This window comes from Streptomyces tubbatahanensis (assembly GCF_022699385.1).
Taxonomy (GTDB): Bacteria; Actinomycetota; Actinomycetes; order Streptomycetales; family Streptomycetaceae; genus Streptomyces; species Streptomyces diacarni.
Map to the genome: position 1 here is coordinate 135,030 of NZ_CP093846.1, position 13,736 is coordinate 148,765.

Annotated in this window: 14 protein-coding genes and 1 pseudogene; 9 read left to right on the forward strand and 6 right to left on the reverse strand. The window is 70.5% G+C overall.

Annotation, left to right across the window (positions count from 1 at the left end; all coding sequences use genetic code 11):
* Window positions 1-410 precede the first annotated feature (410 nt).
* A complete protein-coding gene (locus tag MMF93_RS00455) occupies window positions 411-1,640 on the reverse strand; it encodes a hypothetical protein (RefSeq protein WP_242748470.1) in 1,230 nt (409 codons plus the stop codon).
* A 589-nt stretch (window positions 1,641-2,229) separates the two neighbouring features.
* On the opposite strand from MMF93_RS00455, the gene MMF93_RS00460 reads away from it, so the two are divergent.
* The 5 genes from MMF93_RS00460 (at window position 2,230) to MMF93_RS00480 (ending at window position 6,599) form a co-directional block, all read left to right on the forward strand.
* Window positions 2,230-2,853: a histidine phosphatase family protein gene (locus MMF93_RS00460; protein ID WP_242748471.1), complete on the forward strand. Its 624-nt coding sequence runs from the start codon at window positions 2,230-2,232 to the stop codon at window positions 2,851-2,853.
* Window positions 2,854-3,486 carry a terpene synthase family protein gene (locus tag MMF93_RS00465; protein ID WP_242748473.1) on the forward strand — a complete coding sequence of 211 codons (633 nt, stop codon included), beginning with the start codon at window positions 2,854-2,856 and terminating at the stop codon, window positions 3,484-3,486.
* A 9-nt stretch (window positions 3,487-3,495) separates the two neighbouring features.
* A complete protein-coding gene (locus MMF93_RS00470; RefSeq protein WP_242748475.1) occupies window positions 3,496-4,452 on the forward strand; it encodes a GlxA family transcriptional regulator in 957 nt (318 codons plus the stop codon).
* Between the two features lie 207 nt (window positions 4,453-4,659).
* Window positions 4,660-5,658 (forward strand): type I glyceraldehyde-3-phosphate dehydrogenase, encoded by a 999-nt coding sequence (gene gap / locus MMF93_RS00475; RefSeq protein WP_242748477.1) that lies wholly within the window; start codon window positions 4,660-4,662, stop codon window positions 5,656-5,658.
* 200 nt (window positions 5,659-5,858) lie between these two features.
* Window positions 5,859-6,599: a class I SAM-dependent DNA methyltransferase gene (locus MMF93_RS00480; RefSeq protein WP_242748479.1), complete on the forward strand. Its 741-nt coding sequence runs from the start codon at window positions 5,859-5,861 to the stop codon at window positions 6,597-6,599.
* An 80-nt stretch (window positions 6,600-6,679) separates the two neighbouring features.
* Here MMF93_RS00480 and MMF93_RS00485 read toward each other — a convergent pair whose 3' ends face one another.
* Both MMF93_RS00485 and MMF93_RS00490 read right to left on the reverse strand, forming a co-directional pair.
* Complete coding sequence (locus tag MMF93_RS00485; protein ID WP_242748481.1) at window positions 6,680-7,588, reverse strand: PDR/VanB family oxidoreductase; 909 nt, start codon at window positions 7,586-7,588, stop codon at window positions 6,680-6,682.
* Window positions 7,589-7,615: 27 nt separating this feature from the next.
* Window positions 7,616-8,245: an MSMEG_1061 family FMN-dependent PPOX-type flavoprotein gene (locus MMF93_RS00490; protein ID WP_242748483.1), complete on the reverse strand. Its 630-nt coding sequence runs from the start codon at window positions 8,243-8,245 to the stop codon at window positions 7,616-7,618.
* A gap of 134 nt (window positions 8,246-8,379) precedes the next feature.
* On the opposite strand from MMF93_RS00490, the gene MMF93_RS00495 reads away from it, so the two are divergent.
* Complete coding sequence (locus MMF93_RS00495) at window positions 8,380-9,090, forward strand: TetR/AcrR family transcriptional regulator (RefSeq protein WP_242748485.1); 711 nt, start codon at window positions 8,380-8,382, stop codon at window positions 9,088-9,090.
* A 53-nt stretch (window positions 9,091-9,143) separates the two neighbouring features.
* Here the strand turns inward: MMF93_RS00495 and MMF93_RS00500 are convergent, their stop codons facing one another.
* The 3 genes from MMF93_RS00500 to MMF93_RS00510 all read right to left on the reverse strand — a co-directional run bounded on the left by MMF93_RS00500 (window position 9,144) and on the right by MMF93_RS00510 (window position 11,841).
* Window positions 9,144-10,628 (reverse strand): carboxylesterase/lipase family protein, encoded by a 1,485-nt coding sequence (locus tag MMF93_RS00500; protein WP_274709414.1) that lies wholly within the window; start codon window positions 10,626-10,628, stop codon window positions 9,144-9,146.
* Between the two features lie 33 nt (window positions 10,629-10,661).
* Window positions 10,662-11,045, reverse strand: coding sequence for a hypothetical protein (locus MMF93_RS00505; RefSeq protein WP_242748488.1), 384 nt, complete (start codon window positions 11,043-11,045; stop codon window positions 10,662-10,664).
* A 100-nt stretch (window positions 11,046-11,145) separates the two neighbouring features.
* Window positions 11,146-11,841, reverse strand: coding sequence for an NADPH-dependent F420 reductase (locus tag MMF93_RS00510; RefSeq protein ID WP_242757156.1), 696 nt, complete (start codon window positions 11,839-11,841; stop codon window positions 11,146-11,148).
* Window positions 11,842-11,913: 72 nt separating this feature from the next.
* Between MMF93_RS00510 and MMF93_RS00515 the strand changes: the two genes are divergently transcribed.
* The 3 genes and pseudogenes from MMF93_RS00515 (at window position 11,914) to MMF93_RS00525 (ending at window position 13,623) form a co-directional block, all read left to right on the forward strand.
* Entirely contained in the window at window positions 11,914-12,288 is a 375-nt protein-coding gene (locus MMF93_RS00515) for a winged helix-turn-helix transcriptional regulator (RefSeq protein ID WP_242748490.1), read from the forward strand.
* Between the two features lie 6 nt (window positions 12,289-12,294).
* Window positions 12,295-12,768, forward strand: a pseudogene (locus MMF93_RS00520) (GlxA family transcriptional regulator); the annotation flags it as partial.
* Window positions 12,769-12,927: 159 nt separating this feature from the next.
* The gene (locus tag MMF93_RS00525) at window positions 12,928-13,623 is read left to right on the forward strand and encodes an alpha/beta fold hydrolase (RefSeq protein WP_242748492.1); all 696 of its coding nucleotides are present in this window, start codon (window positions 12,928-12,930) and stop codon (window positions 13,621-13,623) included.
* Window positions 13,624-13,736 lie beyond the last annotated feature (113 nt).

Consider the following 13,736-nt stretch of genomic DNA (forward strand, 5'->3'; position numbering starts at 1 on the left):
ACCCTGCCCCACCCAATGTCACCACAACAGCCGGAGGAGACGGGCACCCACCAACCGGGCGCCCCGCTTACGGTACCGGCCGATGCGTGCATCCCGTAGGAGGAGGACCCGTGCGAGCAGCGAGAGGTACGGCAAGCGCAGGCTCCACGAGGGCTGCGGCCAACTGATCGCTGGGCCTGTAGTCGGTCCGGTCCTGCCGCGCCCGTCCAGGTGCGCGGGCCGGCTCTGCGGTACGAGCACCGTGCCGGGACCGCGCTCGTCCCGGCCGCTCCTCATGCGTACGGGGCTGATGCGGCGCGACGCACACCACATGACAACGCCACCCTCATCAGCATCGTCCTCACGTTGTTCCAGGCGGGCCGCCGGCCCATCGGCCGCGTCGAGAGTGCGTGAGGCGGACCGCGGCGGGCTCAGGACGTCGCCGCCACCCCCGTCGGCATCCGGAGTTGCGGCTCCGACCGCAGCCCGGCGACGTCCACCCCGCTCTCGGACAGCAGACGTTCGATCTCCGCCGCTGACTCAGCGTTGGTCCCCTTCTCGTCCAAGAGCGCGGCCAGCAGGTGGGTGGTGCCGACCGTGGGGGAACTCTGCGCAGAGGCGGTGAGCTGAGTGACGTGCAGGAGGCGCCGTTCGAAGTCGGCGGGGCCGCGCACCTCCGAGGGCCTTCCCTCGGCAACCCCGGTGGTGGGGAGGAGTACTCGGGCCAGTGTGTCCTGCCGTGCGCCGTGTCGGCGGAGGAGTCGCGCTCCCTGGTTCGCTTCCGTCAGCTTCTCGGGCAGCTCGCGCCCCGCGACGGTCAAGGACCTGTCCAGCGCCAGGATGCCCAACAGCATATCGACGGGGGTCATCTCAGACGCCCCTCGCCGTACCGCTCCTCGTTGTGTCTCCTGGCGCACCGCACTCACGACCGCGGAGCCGAATCCGGCACCGCCGCCGAATATCCAGAAGGTGAGCTTCCGGGTCAGCGGATTACCGCTCTTCCCGAACGTTCCCGCCTTACGCAGCACCAGCACCGTGGCGGACTCCGGCGCCTCTTCGTCACTGTCCCGCAACGCGTCGAGCGCAGTCGATGCTGCCGTGACATCCAGTTTCTCCAACGCCATGGCCTCGTGGGCCCGCGTGTCGGACAGATCCAGCAGTGCGCGCGCCACGTGACGGACGCGCACGGCGGGGGCGCCCTCCTCCCGTGCGGCCTGAAGCGCCTTGCGCAGGCAGGCCCGCAACGCGCCGGTCATCGGCCGGAGTTCGAGGCCTTCACGCTGCTGCTTTTCCTCCTTCTTCCGGTTCTTCCACAGCAGCCTCTTGGTCTCCTCCAGCCGGACCTCCCGCCAGAAGGCGTCGATCTCCCGCTCGTCGTCCGGGCTTCCCGCCGTGCCCTCGCCCGCGTCCTCACTGACCCACACGGACGTTCCCCGGCACCCGATCGAACCACCGAGCGAGCCCGAGACCCTCATACCGGGTGCGATCGCGGAACCCGCGGCCCAGTCACCCGACACGAGCGCGTGCAGCACGCTTTCCGTACCGACATCCTCGCGCTCCTGCTTGTCCACCGCGCGCATCGCCTCGAGCAACAGCTTGACGACGTCCCTCTCAAACTCGGTGGTCACATCGGCGTCGCGGTCGGGCGTTCGCTGATCCATCGGGCCTTCCCCTCCGTGCTGTTACCTGCCGAAAGGGACGCTAGCCGCTACTCTCCCGGCTCCGCGTCGGCCGACCGGCCATGCCTGCGGTCCGACCGGCCGGATGCTCCCGTCCGGACGGACGACAACGTCACGCCCCCGCGATCCCTGTGGCGTCCCCGCCCACGGCTGGCCGCGACGCATGGCGGGAAACGGGCAAGACGGCAAGTAGGGGGGCGGTTCTCGGCCACATACATGAGGGGGCGTCGTGAGGCCGAGACCGACAGCGTACGGAGGCCAAGGCCGTCCGCGAGGAGCGTTGGGACACGTCACGCGCAACGCTGCGGGAGGACTGGTGCGGAGGGCCGTCCCAGCCGACCGGTACCGCCGCGACCGAGGCGGGTGCGCACCTGCTGGCCACAGTCATCAATGAGGAACGTGATCCGTCATCGTCCAGCGGCAACCTCGCCCGCACCTGCCGCGCACTGGCCAGGTGACGGTAGTCCGCCCGCGGCTCGAGCCAGTCCCTTGGGTGGGCGGAGGGAACCGGCCCTCACGGGGCAGCGTCTATCAAAGCGCAAGATCGCTAGCAGGCGCAGGGGAGCTTGAGATGACTGGCAAAGCCACCCGTTACCTCTATCTTGTCCGGCACGGTGAGGCATCAGCGGACGAGAGCGGGCTGACGGAGGCTGGACGGCGGCAAGCCACACTGCTCGGCCAACGCCTTCGAGGCATCTCCTTCGCAGCTGTTCACCACGGCCCCCTGCCGCAGACTGAGCAGACCGCACGCCTGATCGGCAACCAGCTGAAGAGCGTTCCTCTGCACGTCTCGGAAGTCTCCGGTGACTACGTGCCTTACATACCGGAACGGGAAGAACTTCCGGCGGAGTCAGCAGACTTCTATCTCCGCTTCCTCGCTGGTGCCACCGACGAAGAGCGCAAGCACGGACCTGCGCTGGCCCGTAAGGCGCTGGATCTGTTCACCGGGTCGGTAGACGGCAAAGAGGACCGGCACGAACTTGTCGTCACCCACAACTTCCTGGTCGCCTGGGTCGTCCGGGACGCCATGTATGCACCAAAGTGGCGCTGGCTCGGCCTCAACCACTGCAATGCTGGACTTACGGTCATCCGCTACGCGCCCGACCGCCCTGCCTCTGTCCTCGTCTCCAACGACATGCGGCATCTGCCGACCGAGCTTCGCTGGACGGGCTTTCCGCCCGAGCTGTACGTCTAGATGGCCGGATGGCTGGCGCCCGGGGCCGACCCGGCCGAGCTCGGGCTGCTCGCGCAGTGGAGCGCGGTCATCGCGTTGGTCGACGATGTATTCGATCGGCATGGCCAGTCACCCGAGCGGGTAGGGACCGTGCTGGACGAACTTCTCGACGTGCTCGGTGCCGGGGACGGAAACCGGTGTCCGATGCCGGCGCCGCCGACGGTACGTGTACTCGCCGAATTGTGGGAACGTACCACGCGCGCGGCCCGGCCGGGGTGGCGGCAGTATTTCCTCGCGCTGTACCGGGACTTCGCCGAGGCCCCCCGCACCGAGACGCGGCTGCGTGCCCGCGGCGCACGTCTCGGGCTCGACGACTACCTGGCACTGCGCCGCCGCACCGTCACGGTGCTTCCGGTGCTCGCCGTCGTCGAACGAACCCTTCCCCCGGCAGGTGAGCTCGACGGGCTGCGGGACGCAGCCGCCGACATCATCGCCTGGACCAACGACCTGCGTTCCGCTCCGCGTGAGGAGGCAGAAGGCACGGAGAACCTCGTCGCCGTGCTCGCCTGCGGAACCGCCGGCTACGAGGCGAGCGGCACAGGCACCCCCGCGCGCGGCCTCGGTCGGATGTGTCGAGGTCGCGCCTCCACGTAACCTCTTCCTGTGCCAGCCTCACGCCTGCAACGCGTCGCCGTCCTCGTGCTCGAGGGTGCGAAGCCGCTCGACATCGGGATTCCCGCGCAGGTCTTCACAACCCGCGCGAGCATGCCGTACGAGGTGCGGGTGTGCGGAGCGAGCCGGGGTCTCGTGGCGGGCGGCGACGGGCTCGCGTACCACGTGGCCCACGGACTCGACGCGCTCGCGTGGGCCGACATCGTCTTCGTCCCCGGCTACCGGTTCCCGGACCGCAGCGACCCGCCGCGCGACGTCGTCGACGCACTGGTCGACGCGCACGGCCGGGGGGCGCGGCTCGCCGCCATCTCGACGGGCGCCTTCGCGCTCGCCGCCACGGGCTTGCTCGACGGCAGGCGCGCCACCACGCACTGGCACTACACGCGGGCGCTCCGGGCCAGGCATCCGCTCGTCCAGGTCGATGAGAACGTGCTGTTCGTCGATGAGGGCAGCGTCCTCACCTCCGCCGGTGCCGCCTCCGGCATCGACCTGTGCCTGCACGTCCTGCGCGGCGACCTGGGAGTGGCCGCGTCCAACCACGCGGCCCGGCGTCTGGTCGCGGCCCCCTACCGCAGTGGCGGCCAGGCCCAGTACGTGCCGCGCAGCGTCCCCGAACCGCTCGGCGAGCGGTTCACCGCCACCCGCGAGTGGGCTCTGCGCCGGCTCGGCGGGCCCCTCACTCTCGACATGCTGGCGCGGCAGGCGGGCGTCTCGCCGCGCACGTTCTCCCGACGCTTCGTCGAGGAGACCGGCTACACGCCTATGCAGTGGGTCATGCGCGCCCGCGTCGACCTGGCCCGTGAGCTGCTCGAACGCTCGCAGCGCAGCGTCGAGCAGGTCGCCGCCGACGTCGGACTCGGCACCGGCGCGAACATGCGCCTGCACTTCCAGCGCATCCTCGGCACCACACCGAGCGAGTACCGGCGCACCTTCGCTCGCGGCGAGTGATCCGCCAGGAGCCCCATGGGGCAACCCTGCACCACTCAGGTGTGCTCTCTCCGAGCCGGCCGCGCGGCGGAGCCCTCTTGAGCCGGCCGTCGGTGTGTTCCCTCGGAACGGACCGCTGGCGCGATCCTTGCGGCCCTTGGCGATGCCGCCGCTGTCAGCGCCGCCTTGCGCGGGCGAGCCTGGTGGGGAAGGGAAAGGACCTCGCTCATGACTCGCATCGCCATCAACGGATTCGGCCGCATCGGACGCAATGTGCTGCGTGCGGTGCTGGAGCGCGACAGCGCTCTGGAGATCGTCGCCGTCAACGACCTGACGGAGCCCACCGCTCTCGCCCGGCTGCTCGCCTACGACAGCACGGCCGGCCGGCTCGGGCGCCCGGTGACCGTCGACGGGGACGCCCTCGTCGTCGACGGCCGTCGGATCACGGTGCTGGCCGAGCGGGAACCGGCGCGGTTGCCCTGGGCCGGTCTCGGTGTCGACATCGTCCTGGAAGCCACCGGCCGCTTCACCTCGGCGGAGGCCGCCCGCGCCCACCTCGACGCGGGCACGAGGAAGGTAGTCGTCAGCGCGCCGTCGAACGGCGCCGACGTCACGCTCGCGTTCGGGGTCAACACCGCTGCCTACGACCCGGCCGCCCACACGGTCGTCTCGAACGCCTCCTGCACCACCAACGCGCTCGCGCCGCTGGCCGCCGTCCTCGACGAACTCGCCGGCATCGAGCACGGGTTCATGACGACTGTGCACGCCTACACGCAGGAGCAGAACCTCCACGACGGTCCGCACCGCGACGCCCGCCGCGCCCGCGCCGCCGCTGTCAACATCGTTCCCACCACGACGGGCGCCGCCAAGGCGATCGGCCTCGTGCTGCCGAACCTGGAGGGCAGGCTGTCGGGCGACTCGATCCGCGTACCGGTGCCGGTGGGCTCGATCGTCGAACTCAACACGACCGTGGCCCGCGACGTGACGCGCGACGACGTGCTGGCGGCGTACCGCGCCGCGGCGGAGGGACCGCTCGTCGGCGTCCTCGAGTACGCGGAGGACCCGCTCGTGTCGTCCGACATCACGGGCAATCCCGCTTCGTCGATTTTCGACTCCTCCCTCACGCGCGTCGACGGCCGCCACGTCAAGGTGGTCGCGTGGTACGACAACGAGTGGGGCTTCTCGAACCGCGTGCTCGACACGCTGGAACTCCTCGCCACCCGCTGACCGGTCGCCGACGGTGCCGCGCCTCCGGCGACCTTGTCGAGCAGCACACACCGGCGGCCCGACGCGAGACCGTGGGGGCCGAAGTCGGTGACCACGGCGCCACGGTTGTCGACCGTGGCGCCGGAGCCGGTGATCGGCACCGGATCGGTGGGTGTAATTCCGTCGACAGCTCCCCTCTGCACCCGGCAGAGTGGCCACCCGTGACGAGCAGTGAGCTGTGGACCCGAGCGACCGCCGATCGCTACGACGCCGAGGAAACCGCGATGTCCTCGGCCGCCGCTCTCGAACCGACTCTCGCCGTCCTCGCCGAGCTCGCCGAGGACGGCCGGGCACTGGAGTTCGCCATCGGCACCGGACGCGTGGGCGTCCCGCTCCGGAAACGCGGCGTACCGGTGGTGGGCATCGAACTGTCCGCGCACATGGCGGCGGTCCTGCGGCGCAAGGTCGATGAGGACACGCTTCCGGTTGCCGTCGGGGACATGGCCACCACCGTCGTCCCGGGCGAGTTCACCGTGGTGTATCTCGTCTACAACACCATCACGAACCTGCTCACGCAGGAGGAGCAGGTCGCGTGTTTCCTCAACGCCGCACGTCATCTGGCGCCCGGCGGCCGGTTCGTCATCGAGCTGGGCGTGCCGCCACTGCGGTTCCTGCCGCCCGGCCAGGTCGCGGTGCCGTTCGACGTCTCCGAGCAGCATCTCGGCTTCGACACCTTCGACCTGGTCGAGCAGATCCTCGTCTCGCACCACCTCACCCGGGACGGCGATGACGGCCGCTACCGCAAGGACGCCTCCCGGCACCGGTACGCATGGCCGGCAGAGCTCGACCTGATGGCACGGATCGCCGGGCTCCAGCTGGAGCGTCGCGTCGCGGACTGGCACGGGGCGCCGTTCACACAGGACAGCACGCAACACGTCTCCGTGTGGCGCAAGCCGCTCTGAGGCGTACCGGGGCGAGGGCGGAAGCGACGCCGGCCCGCGTACGGACCGCACTGCGGAGGGACACGATCCGTCCGCACCCCCTACAGGTCGAGGACGAGGCGGGGGGACAGCGCGCGGGACACGCACGGGTACATGTGGCCCTGGGGCGCGCCGATGTCGTCCCGGTGCTCAGGGGCTCCGTCCAGGACGGTGACGTCACAGCTGCCGCAGACACCTTCGCGGCACCCGGCAGGGAGGGGGTGCCCGGCGTGGGAGAGAGCGTCCAGCAGGGAGACGCCTGCCGGCACGGCGACGGTGCTCGCGGACCGGGCGCAGACCGCTTCGAAGGCCGTGTCAGGGCCGAACGTACGGGCCGCGGGCTGGAACCGCTCGGCGTGCAGCCGCTCGGCGGGGAACGCCGCTTCGGCCGCCGCCAGCATGCCGGCCGGACCGCAGCAGTAGACCTTGGTGTCCGGTTCGAGGGTGGCGGCGAGAGTGTCGAGGTCCGGCCTGCCCTGCCGCCCGGTCTCCACGATCCGCACCCGGTCGCCGTGAGCGCGCCGCAGTTCGTCGGCGAAGGGCATGGTGTCCGCTGACGGACCCACATACAGCAGGGTGGCGGGGAGCGCGGCGGCGGCCGCCGCCCGCATCATCGGCAGCAGGGGGGTGATGCCGATTCCGCCGGCGAGGAAGAGGTACCGCGACGCGGTGACGAGCGGGAAGTGGTTGCGCGGCAGGGACACGTTCAGGGTGCGGCCCGGGCGCAGGAAGCGGTGCAGGTACTCCGAGCCGCCGCGGCTGAGCGGGTCGTAGCGGACGGCGATGCGGTAGGCGTCCCGGTCGGCGGGGTCGCCGCACAGCGAGTACTGCCGTGTCAGCCAGTTGGGCACGAACAGGTCGATGTGGGCGCCGGGCTCCCAGGGCGCGAGTTCTTCGCCGGTGGCGCGCAGGGTGAGGGCGAGGACGTCCTCGGTGAGACGGTCGAGGTGTTCGACGACGGTCTGTTGCATCGGTTCTTCCTCCGTCGGCCGGTGTGGTCAGTAGAGCTCGCGGTATCCGGCCTCAAGGGCCTGTTCGAGCAGCGCGGTGTCATGGTCGGCGCCGAACTGCGCGGCCGCGATCTCACCGACCGACGGCATGTCCTCGGCCAGTGCCTGGCTGGCGGGGTCCCACAGCCGGGAGCGGATCAGCGCCCGCCCGCAGTGGAAGTAGGCTTCGGCCACCTCGACGACGATCGCGAACTGGGGCTGCTTCGCCTCGGTGCGCATCCGCACCAGCACATCGGGTTCGTCGGTGACGTAGCCGCTGCCGTTGACGCGCAGGACCTCCCGGACGCCGGGGACGAGGAAGCACAGTCCGACGCCGTCGTTCTCGGCCAGGTTGCGAAAGGAGTCGGCGATCTTGTTGCCGGGGCGGTCGGGGAGGGCGATGGTCTGCTCGTCGAGGACCTTCACGAAGCCCGGGTAGTCCCCGCGTGGCGAGCAGTCGGTGCGTCCTGCCGCGTCGGCGGTGGCCATCATCGCCAGGGGCGAGTGGGCGATGAAGAAGCGGACGTACTCGTCGATGCGGTCCTGCACCTTCGCTTCCACCATGGGTTCCGGCGGCCCGAGCCGTGTCAGAACCTCACTCACGGAGATGCGGCGGGGGCGCGTGGAGACATGTGTCATGACAGCTTCCCTACACGGATCTGTGGTACGGCAGCGGGCCTCTGGCGCCCGCATCACCGCAGTTCATGACACTATTGTGAGCAATTACTCAGCTCATGCGCTACTCGCTTTCCCACCCCTTGGCAGGAGGTCCGATGACATCCGAACGCCGCGGTCTCGCACCACGTAAACAGCCCCGCCAGGTGCGGGCCGAGTTGACCCGGCAGCGCATCCTCGACGCCGCTGCTCGCGTTTTCGCCGAGTACGGGTACGCGGCCGGGACCACCAACCGCATCGCTGAGCGGGCCGGGGTCTCGATCGGCTCGCTCTACCAGTACTACCCCAACAAGGACGCCATTCTGGTCGAGCTGCTGACCCGGCACCTGGACGCCGGCATGGCCGCCACTCCCCCGGACCAGGACGACCAGCTGTCCGCACCCCTCGAGGGCATCATGCGCTTCCACGTGCGCCGAGCCATCGACAACCACCGCGACGACCCGCAACTGCTGCGCGTGATGATGGAACAGGGTCCCCGCACCCCCGCCATACTCGAACGCGTCGCCCACAGCGAACTCGAACGCATCGCCTATGCGCGCGAACTGCTCAGCAGCCACCCCGAAGTGCGGGTCACCGACACGGACACCGCCGCTCGGCTCCTCGTCTCGACGATCGAGATGGTCGTGCACAAGATGATGGCCACCTTCGACCAGACCGACACCACACGGCTCGAGAACGAACTCGTCGCCATGCTCACCCACTACCTCACCAGCGGCCCCGCCCCCGCACCCGAGCACCCGGACGCGGCCACGGCCCCGGTCTCGGCCCCGGCCCCGACCCCGGCCCCGGACTCGGACACACGAGTGTGAGAGCCCGCGGCGGGCCGGAGACCGGCGCGTGCAGACGTTCGTCCGGGCGCGTTTCAGCGCCCGGGCCGCAGCAGGTCGAACCGGACGTCCCGCCACAAGGCGCGGAGGTCGGTCCTGTCGTCGGCGGCCAGATGGTCGTCGGGGAAGGCCCAGTGCCTGACCGGCGTGGTGTCTGCGGTGACCGCCGGCCAGCCTGGGGCGCCGGCGGTCGCGAAGTCGGCCCAGGAGCGGAGCATGCGGGCGGACAGGGCGCGGTCGTGGTCGTCGGGCGCTCCGCCGATGAGGAAGTCGGCGCCGACAGCGTCCATGTTGCCGAAGGCGAAGGGGACATCCGCGGTGTGCCAGGGCCTGGCCTCTTCCCGTCTGCGGGCGAAGCGGGCCAGGTACGCCCGGCCGCCCGCCCTCGCGTGGTGCTCGGCGAGGCGGGTGGTGTACTCGCCGAACTGCGCGTCGCCGAACATCGCCAAGTAGCGATCGAGTACCGGCGCGTCCGGTGTCAACGCACGGTAGCCGTCGACCAGATGAGCCGGGAGGTCCAGCGCCTCGGCGAAGTCGGCCAGTTCGGACTCGGTGGTGACCTCCCGCACGGCTCCCACCATGTGCAGGAACCGGTACTCCTCCAGCGTGTGGCACGCCAGCAGGTCCACCTGCCGCGCCGCCCCGGAGGCGACCGCGTGGAGCGGGTTCGCGGGCAGCACCTCGCCGTCGACGACGGGCTGGAAGAGCACAGGGTCGAAGGCATGGATAGCCGCCGCGGGATCGGCCCCGCTGTTCGCGGCGGCCTTGTCGGAGGCCGTCACCAACTGAGCAGGTGACGCGGACAGCAGTCCCGCCGCGGTCGGGGCGACCCCGGCCTCCGCCGCGATCCTCTCGGTGACCGCCGCGGCCAGTTCGACCATGAACAAAGCCCTGGGCACGCTATGGGTGATGGCCCGCCGGAACAGCCCTCGGGCCTGCTCCATGGCCATCAAGCAGGTGATCGAGCCTGCTCCGGAGGAGTGTCCGGCGACGGTGACGTTACCGGGGTCGCCGCCGAAGGCCGCGATGTTCTCCCGGACCCAGCGCAGCGCCGCGGCCTGGTCCAGCAGCCCGCGGTTGTCGGGAAAGCCGCGGACATGGCCGAAGCCCTCGAAGCCCACCCGGTAGTTGCAGCTGACCACGACCAGCCCGGCGCGGGCCAGGGCCGTACCGTCGAAGTCGGGCTGGGCGGAGGAGCCGAAGGTGTAGGCGCCGCCGTGGATGAAGAAGAACACCGGCAGCGCGCCGGCATCCGCACTTTGTGGCATCCACACATTGACGGTGAGGATGTCCGCGTCGCCCTCCCGCCACACCGGTGCTCCGGGCAGCTTGGCTGACTGCGGAGCGATGGGGCCGAAGGCTGTGCAGTCCCGAATGCCGGCCCAGGCAGTCGCCGGTTGCGGCGCACGGAAACGGTGGGCACCGAACGGCTCGGCCGCGTAGGGGATTCCGAGCACGGCAGTGACACCCTCAGCGGCGTCCCTGCCCCGCACACGGCCATGCGACGTCTCAAAAACCACTTCGGCTCCGCACGATCGCTCATCCCCTGCACATCAGTCCTGCTCACCCACAGGTGCCCGCGTGGCCGCGTCGCGTGTGTTCTCGCGACGTCCGTCCCCTCGGGTCTCCTCAAGGCGAAGGAGGACGCTGCCCACCACGCAGCCGAGCGCGCCGACCACCGTCAGGCCGACACGCCCGGCCTGACGGAGCTGGCTGGTGTGACATGAAGCCGTCTGCATCCCCTGCTCATCGGGTAGGACAAGGGAGCCGCACGACGGGGTGGCGGCCTGCGCGTAGTTCGAGTGCGCGTCGAGCCCGACGAAGAGCAGGAGGGCCGCGAGTACGACCAGGCCGAGGGACACACCCGCGCAGCAGCGAGCCCATCCCCGCAGGAGTGCGATCCGCCTGGGTATCCGCACGTCCTCCACGTCCGACATCACTGTCAACCTCTCCCCCGGTTCGCCTGCCACCTGCCACCTGCCACCTGCGCGACCGGGAAGAGAGTACGTCCTCAGCGGTCCGGCCCTGGCCTCGGCCTCAGGACCTGCGACGGTCAGCCGCTGCGCCGCTCGCTGCCTCCTGATGGCCCGGTCCGGCCGCATAGGCCAGGGGAGGCGCGAGCGCCTGGGCGTCCGCGCCCTCGCCCACCCACAGGGCGATGAACAGGGCGGCGGTCGCCTCCAGCAGCCCCGCCCGTTCGAGACCGCCGCCGGCCACCGGTGTGCAGCCCACGTCCCGTACCAACGCGCGGACACGCTCGACGGCCGTCTCGTCGTCCCCACACACCGGCACGGCCAGTGCTCGTCCGTCGAAGACGGGCGGCCGCATACGCCAGACATCCTCATGGCAGAGGTTGAAGGCCTTGACCACGTGAGCTTCCGGCGCCGCCGCGGCCAATCGCTGCGCGGCCGAGCGACCTCCTTCCGTCAGCAGCCGGAAGCCCGTGCCGACCGGGTTGGAGCAGTCGAGCAGTACCTTGCTTTCCAGGACCGCACGGAGATCGCCTGCCACGTCCGCTCCCGCGCCGAAGGGCAGCGCGGCCAGCACCACCTCACCGAACTCGGCTGCCGCCCGCAGACCGGCAGGTTCCACGCTGCCGCCTCCGATGCGTGTCGCCAGCCGCTCCGCCTTGCGCACGTCCCTTCCCCCGATGGTCACCTGGTGTCCGGCCCGCACCCAGTGGGTGGCGAGCGCGTCCGCCATGCCGCCGGTCCCCAGTACGCCGATTCTCATCATGTTCCCTTTCCGTGCCGGGATCGCTCGTTCGTACCGACGCTAGAGAGAGCTTCGGGCACCATGTGGTACGTGACGACCGATGCCTTCCTCGCCGACTGCCGGGCCCGACTCGCCTTCGACCTGTTTTCCAACACATGGAACGCCGTGGTGCTCTGGGCACTGCGCGACGGCCCAAGGCGTCCGGTCGAACTACGCGAGCGGATCGGGGGTATCAGCTCCAAGGTCCTCACCGAGACACTGCGACGCCTGCAGTTCAACGGCCTGATCGACCGACACGCGCATCAGGGCGCAGGGACACGTGTCGAGTACGAACTCACCCCCGTGGGGCGGAGTTTGCTGGTGCCCATCGATGCCGTCGGCGCGTGGGCTTTCGCGTACGGCGATCAGGTCATGGCCGCCCAGGAGGCAGCGTGCGCGCACGGCCGGCCTTCTCCGACTCGCTGACGGACCGGCGCGGGCATAGACCTGTGTCTGCACCTGGTACGTTCCGACCACGGCGCGGCGTACGCTGCCCAGGTCGCCCGGAACATGGTCCTGCCGCCACACCGCGACGGCAGCCAGCTCCAGTACGCCGCGCAGGCCGCGCCGCCGACCAGGGTGGACAAGTCCCTGGCACCGCTGCTGGAGTGGGCCGTCTCCCGACTCGACACCCGGCTGAGCCTGGACCACCTGGCCGAACGTGCCGGAATGTCCAGCCGGACACTCGCTCGTCGGTTCGCCGAGCAGCTGGGCACCAGTCCTGGTCAGTGGCTGCTCAGCCAGCGCCTCGACGCGGCACGGGCACTGCTGGAGCAGACCGATCTGCCGGTCGAAGCCGTCGCCACCCGCGTCGGGCTCACCTCGACGGTCAACCTGCGCCGCCGCTTCCGGGCACACCTCGGCACCACACCCGGCGCCTGTCGACGCGCCTTCAGTCAGACGTGAGGGCCGGGCTGTTGATTCCATGGCCTTTCGCAGTGGCGGGGCGCGGTCGTCGGCCGCCCCTTCGGACGGATCACGCTGTCAGCGGAATGTGCGTCACGGTGGGCGCTCGCAGCCTCCGCCGAAGGACAATGCCGAGAACAAGGCGATGATGAGGTGGCTATGAGGGTCGTTTTCGTGCACGGAGCGTGCGTGCGGGACGGGTCGTGGTGGTGGCACCGCACCGCGGAGCTGCTGCGGGAGCGGGGGATTCCGAGCGTGGCACCGGCGCTGCCGAGCTGCGGCGAGACGGAGGCGCCAGCGGGTTCCGCCGGCCCGGGGTTGCCCGAGGACGTCGCGGCAGTGCGGCAGACGCTGCTGGACGGCGACGAGCCGACCGTCGTGGTCGCTCACAGCTACGGCGGCATCGTCACAGCGGAGGCCGCCGCGGGGGTCGCGTCGGTACGCCATCTCGTGTTGGTCTCCAGCTACCTGCCGGAGGCCGGGCAGCGGCTGTCGGACTTCGGAGACGCCGGCCCCGCCCCGTTCCTTGCCGTCGATCCCGACGCCGGCACCTTCGGGGTTCGCCCAGAGCTGCTCGTGGACACCTTCCTGCACGACTGCGACTCCCAGGTGCAAGCACAGGCAGCGGACCACCTCGCCCGACAGAGCGTCCAGGTGACCGAGCAGCCTGTCGGGGCGGCCGCGTGGCAGCAGGTGCCGTCGACGTACCTCGTCTGTGCCCAGGACCGGGGCACCCCACCGCGCCTCCAACGCGAGTACGCCGGCCGGGCCGGCAACGTCGTCGAACTCGACGCCGGCCACCACCCGTTCCTGTCCAGGCCGGCCGCGATGCGGGACCTGCTGCTGGGACTGTGACGGCAGCCGGGGACGAGCCCGGCCGCTCGGCTGAGAGGCCCCGCACGCTGACGCGGGTGCGAAGAAGACCGTCCGCATACCGCAGCAGTTCCGCAAGCTGACTGCCTGATCCC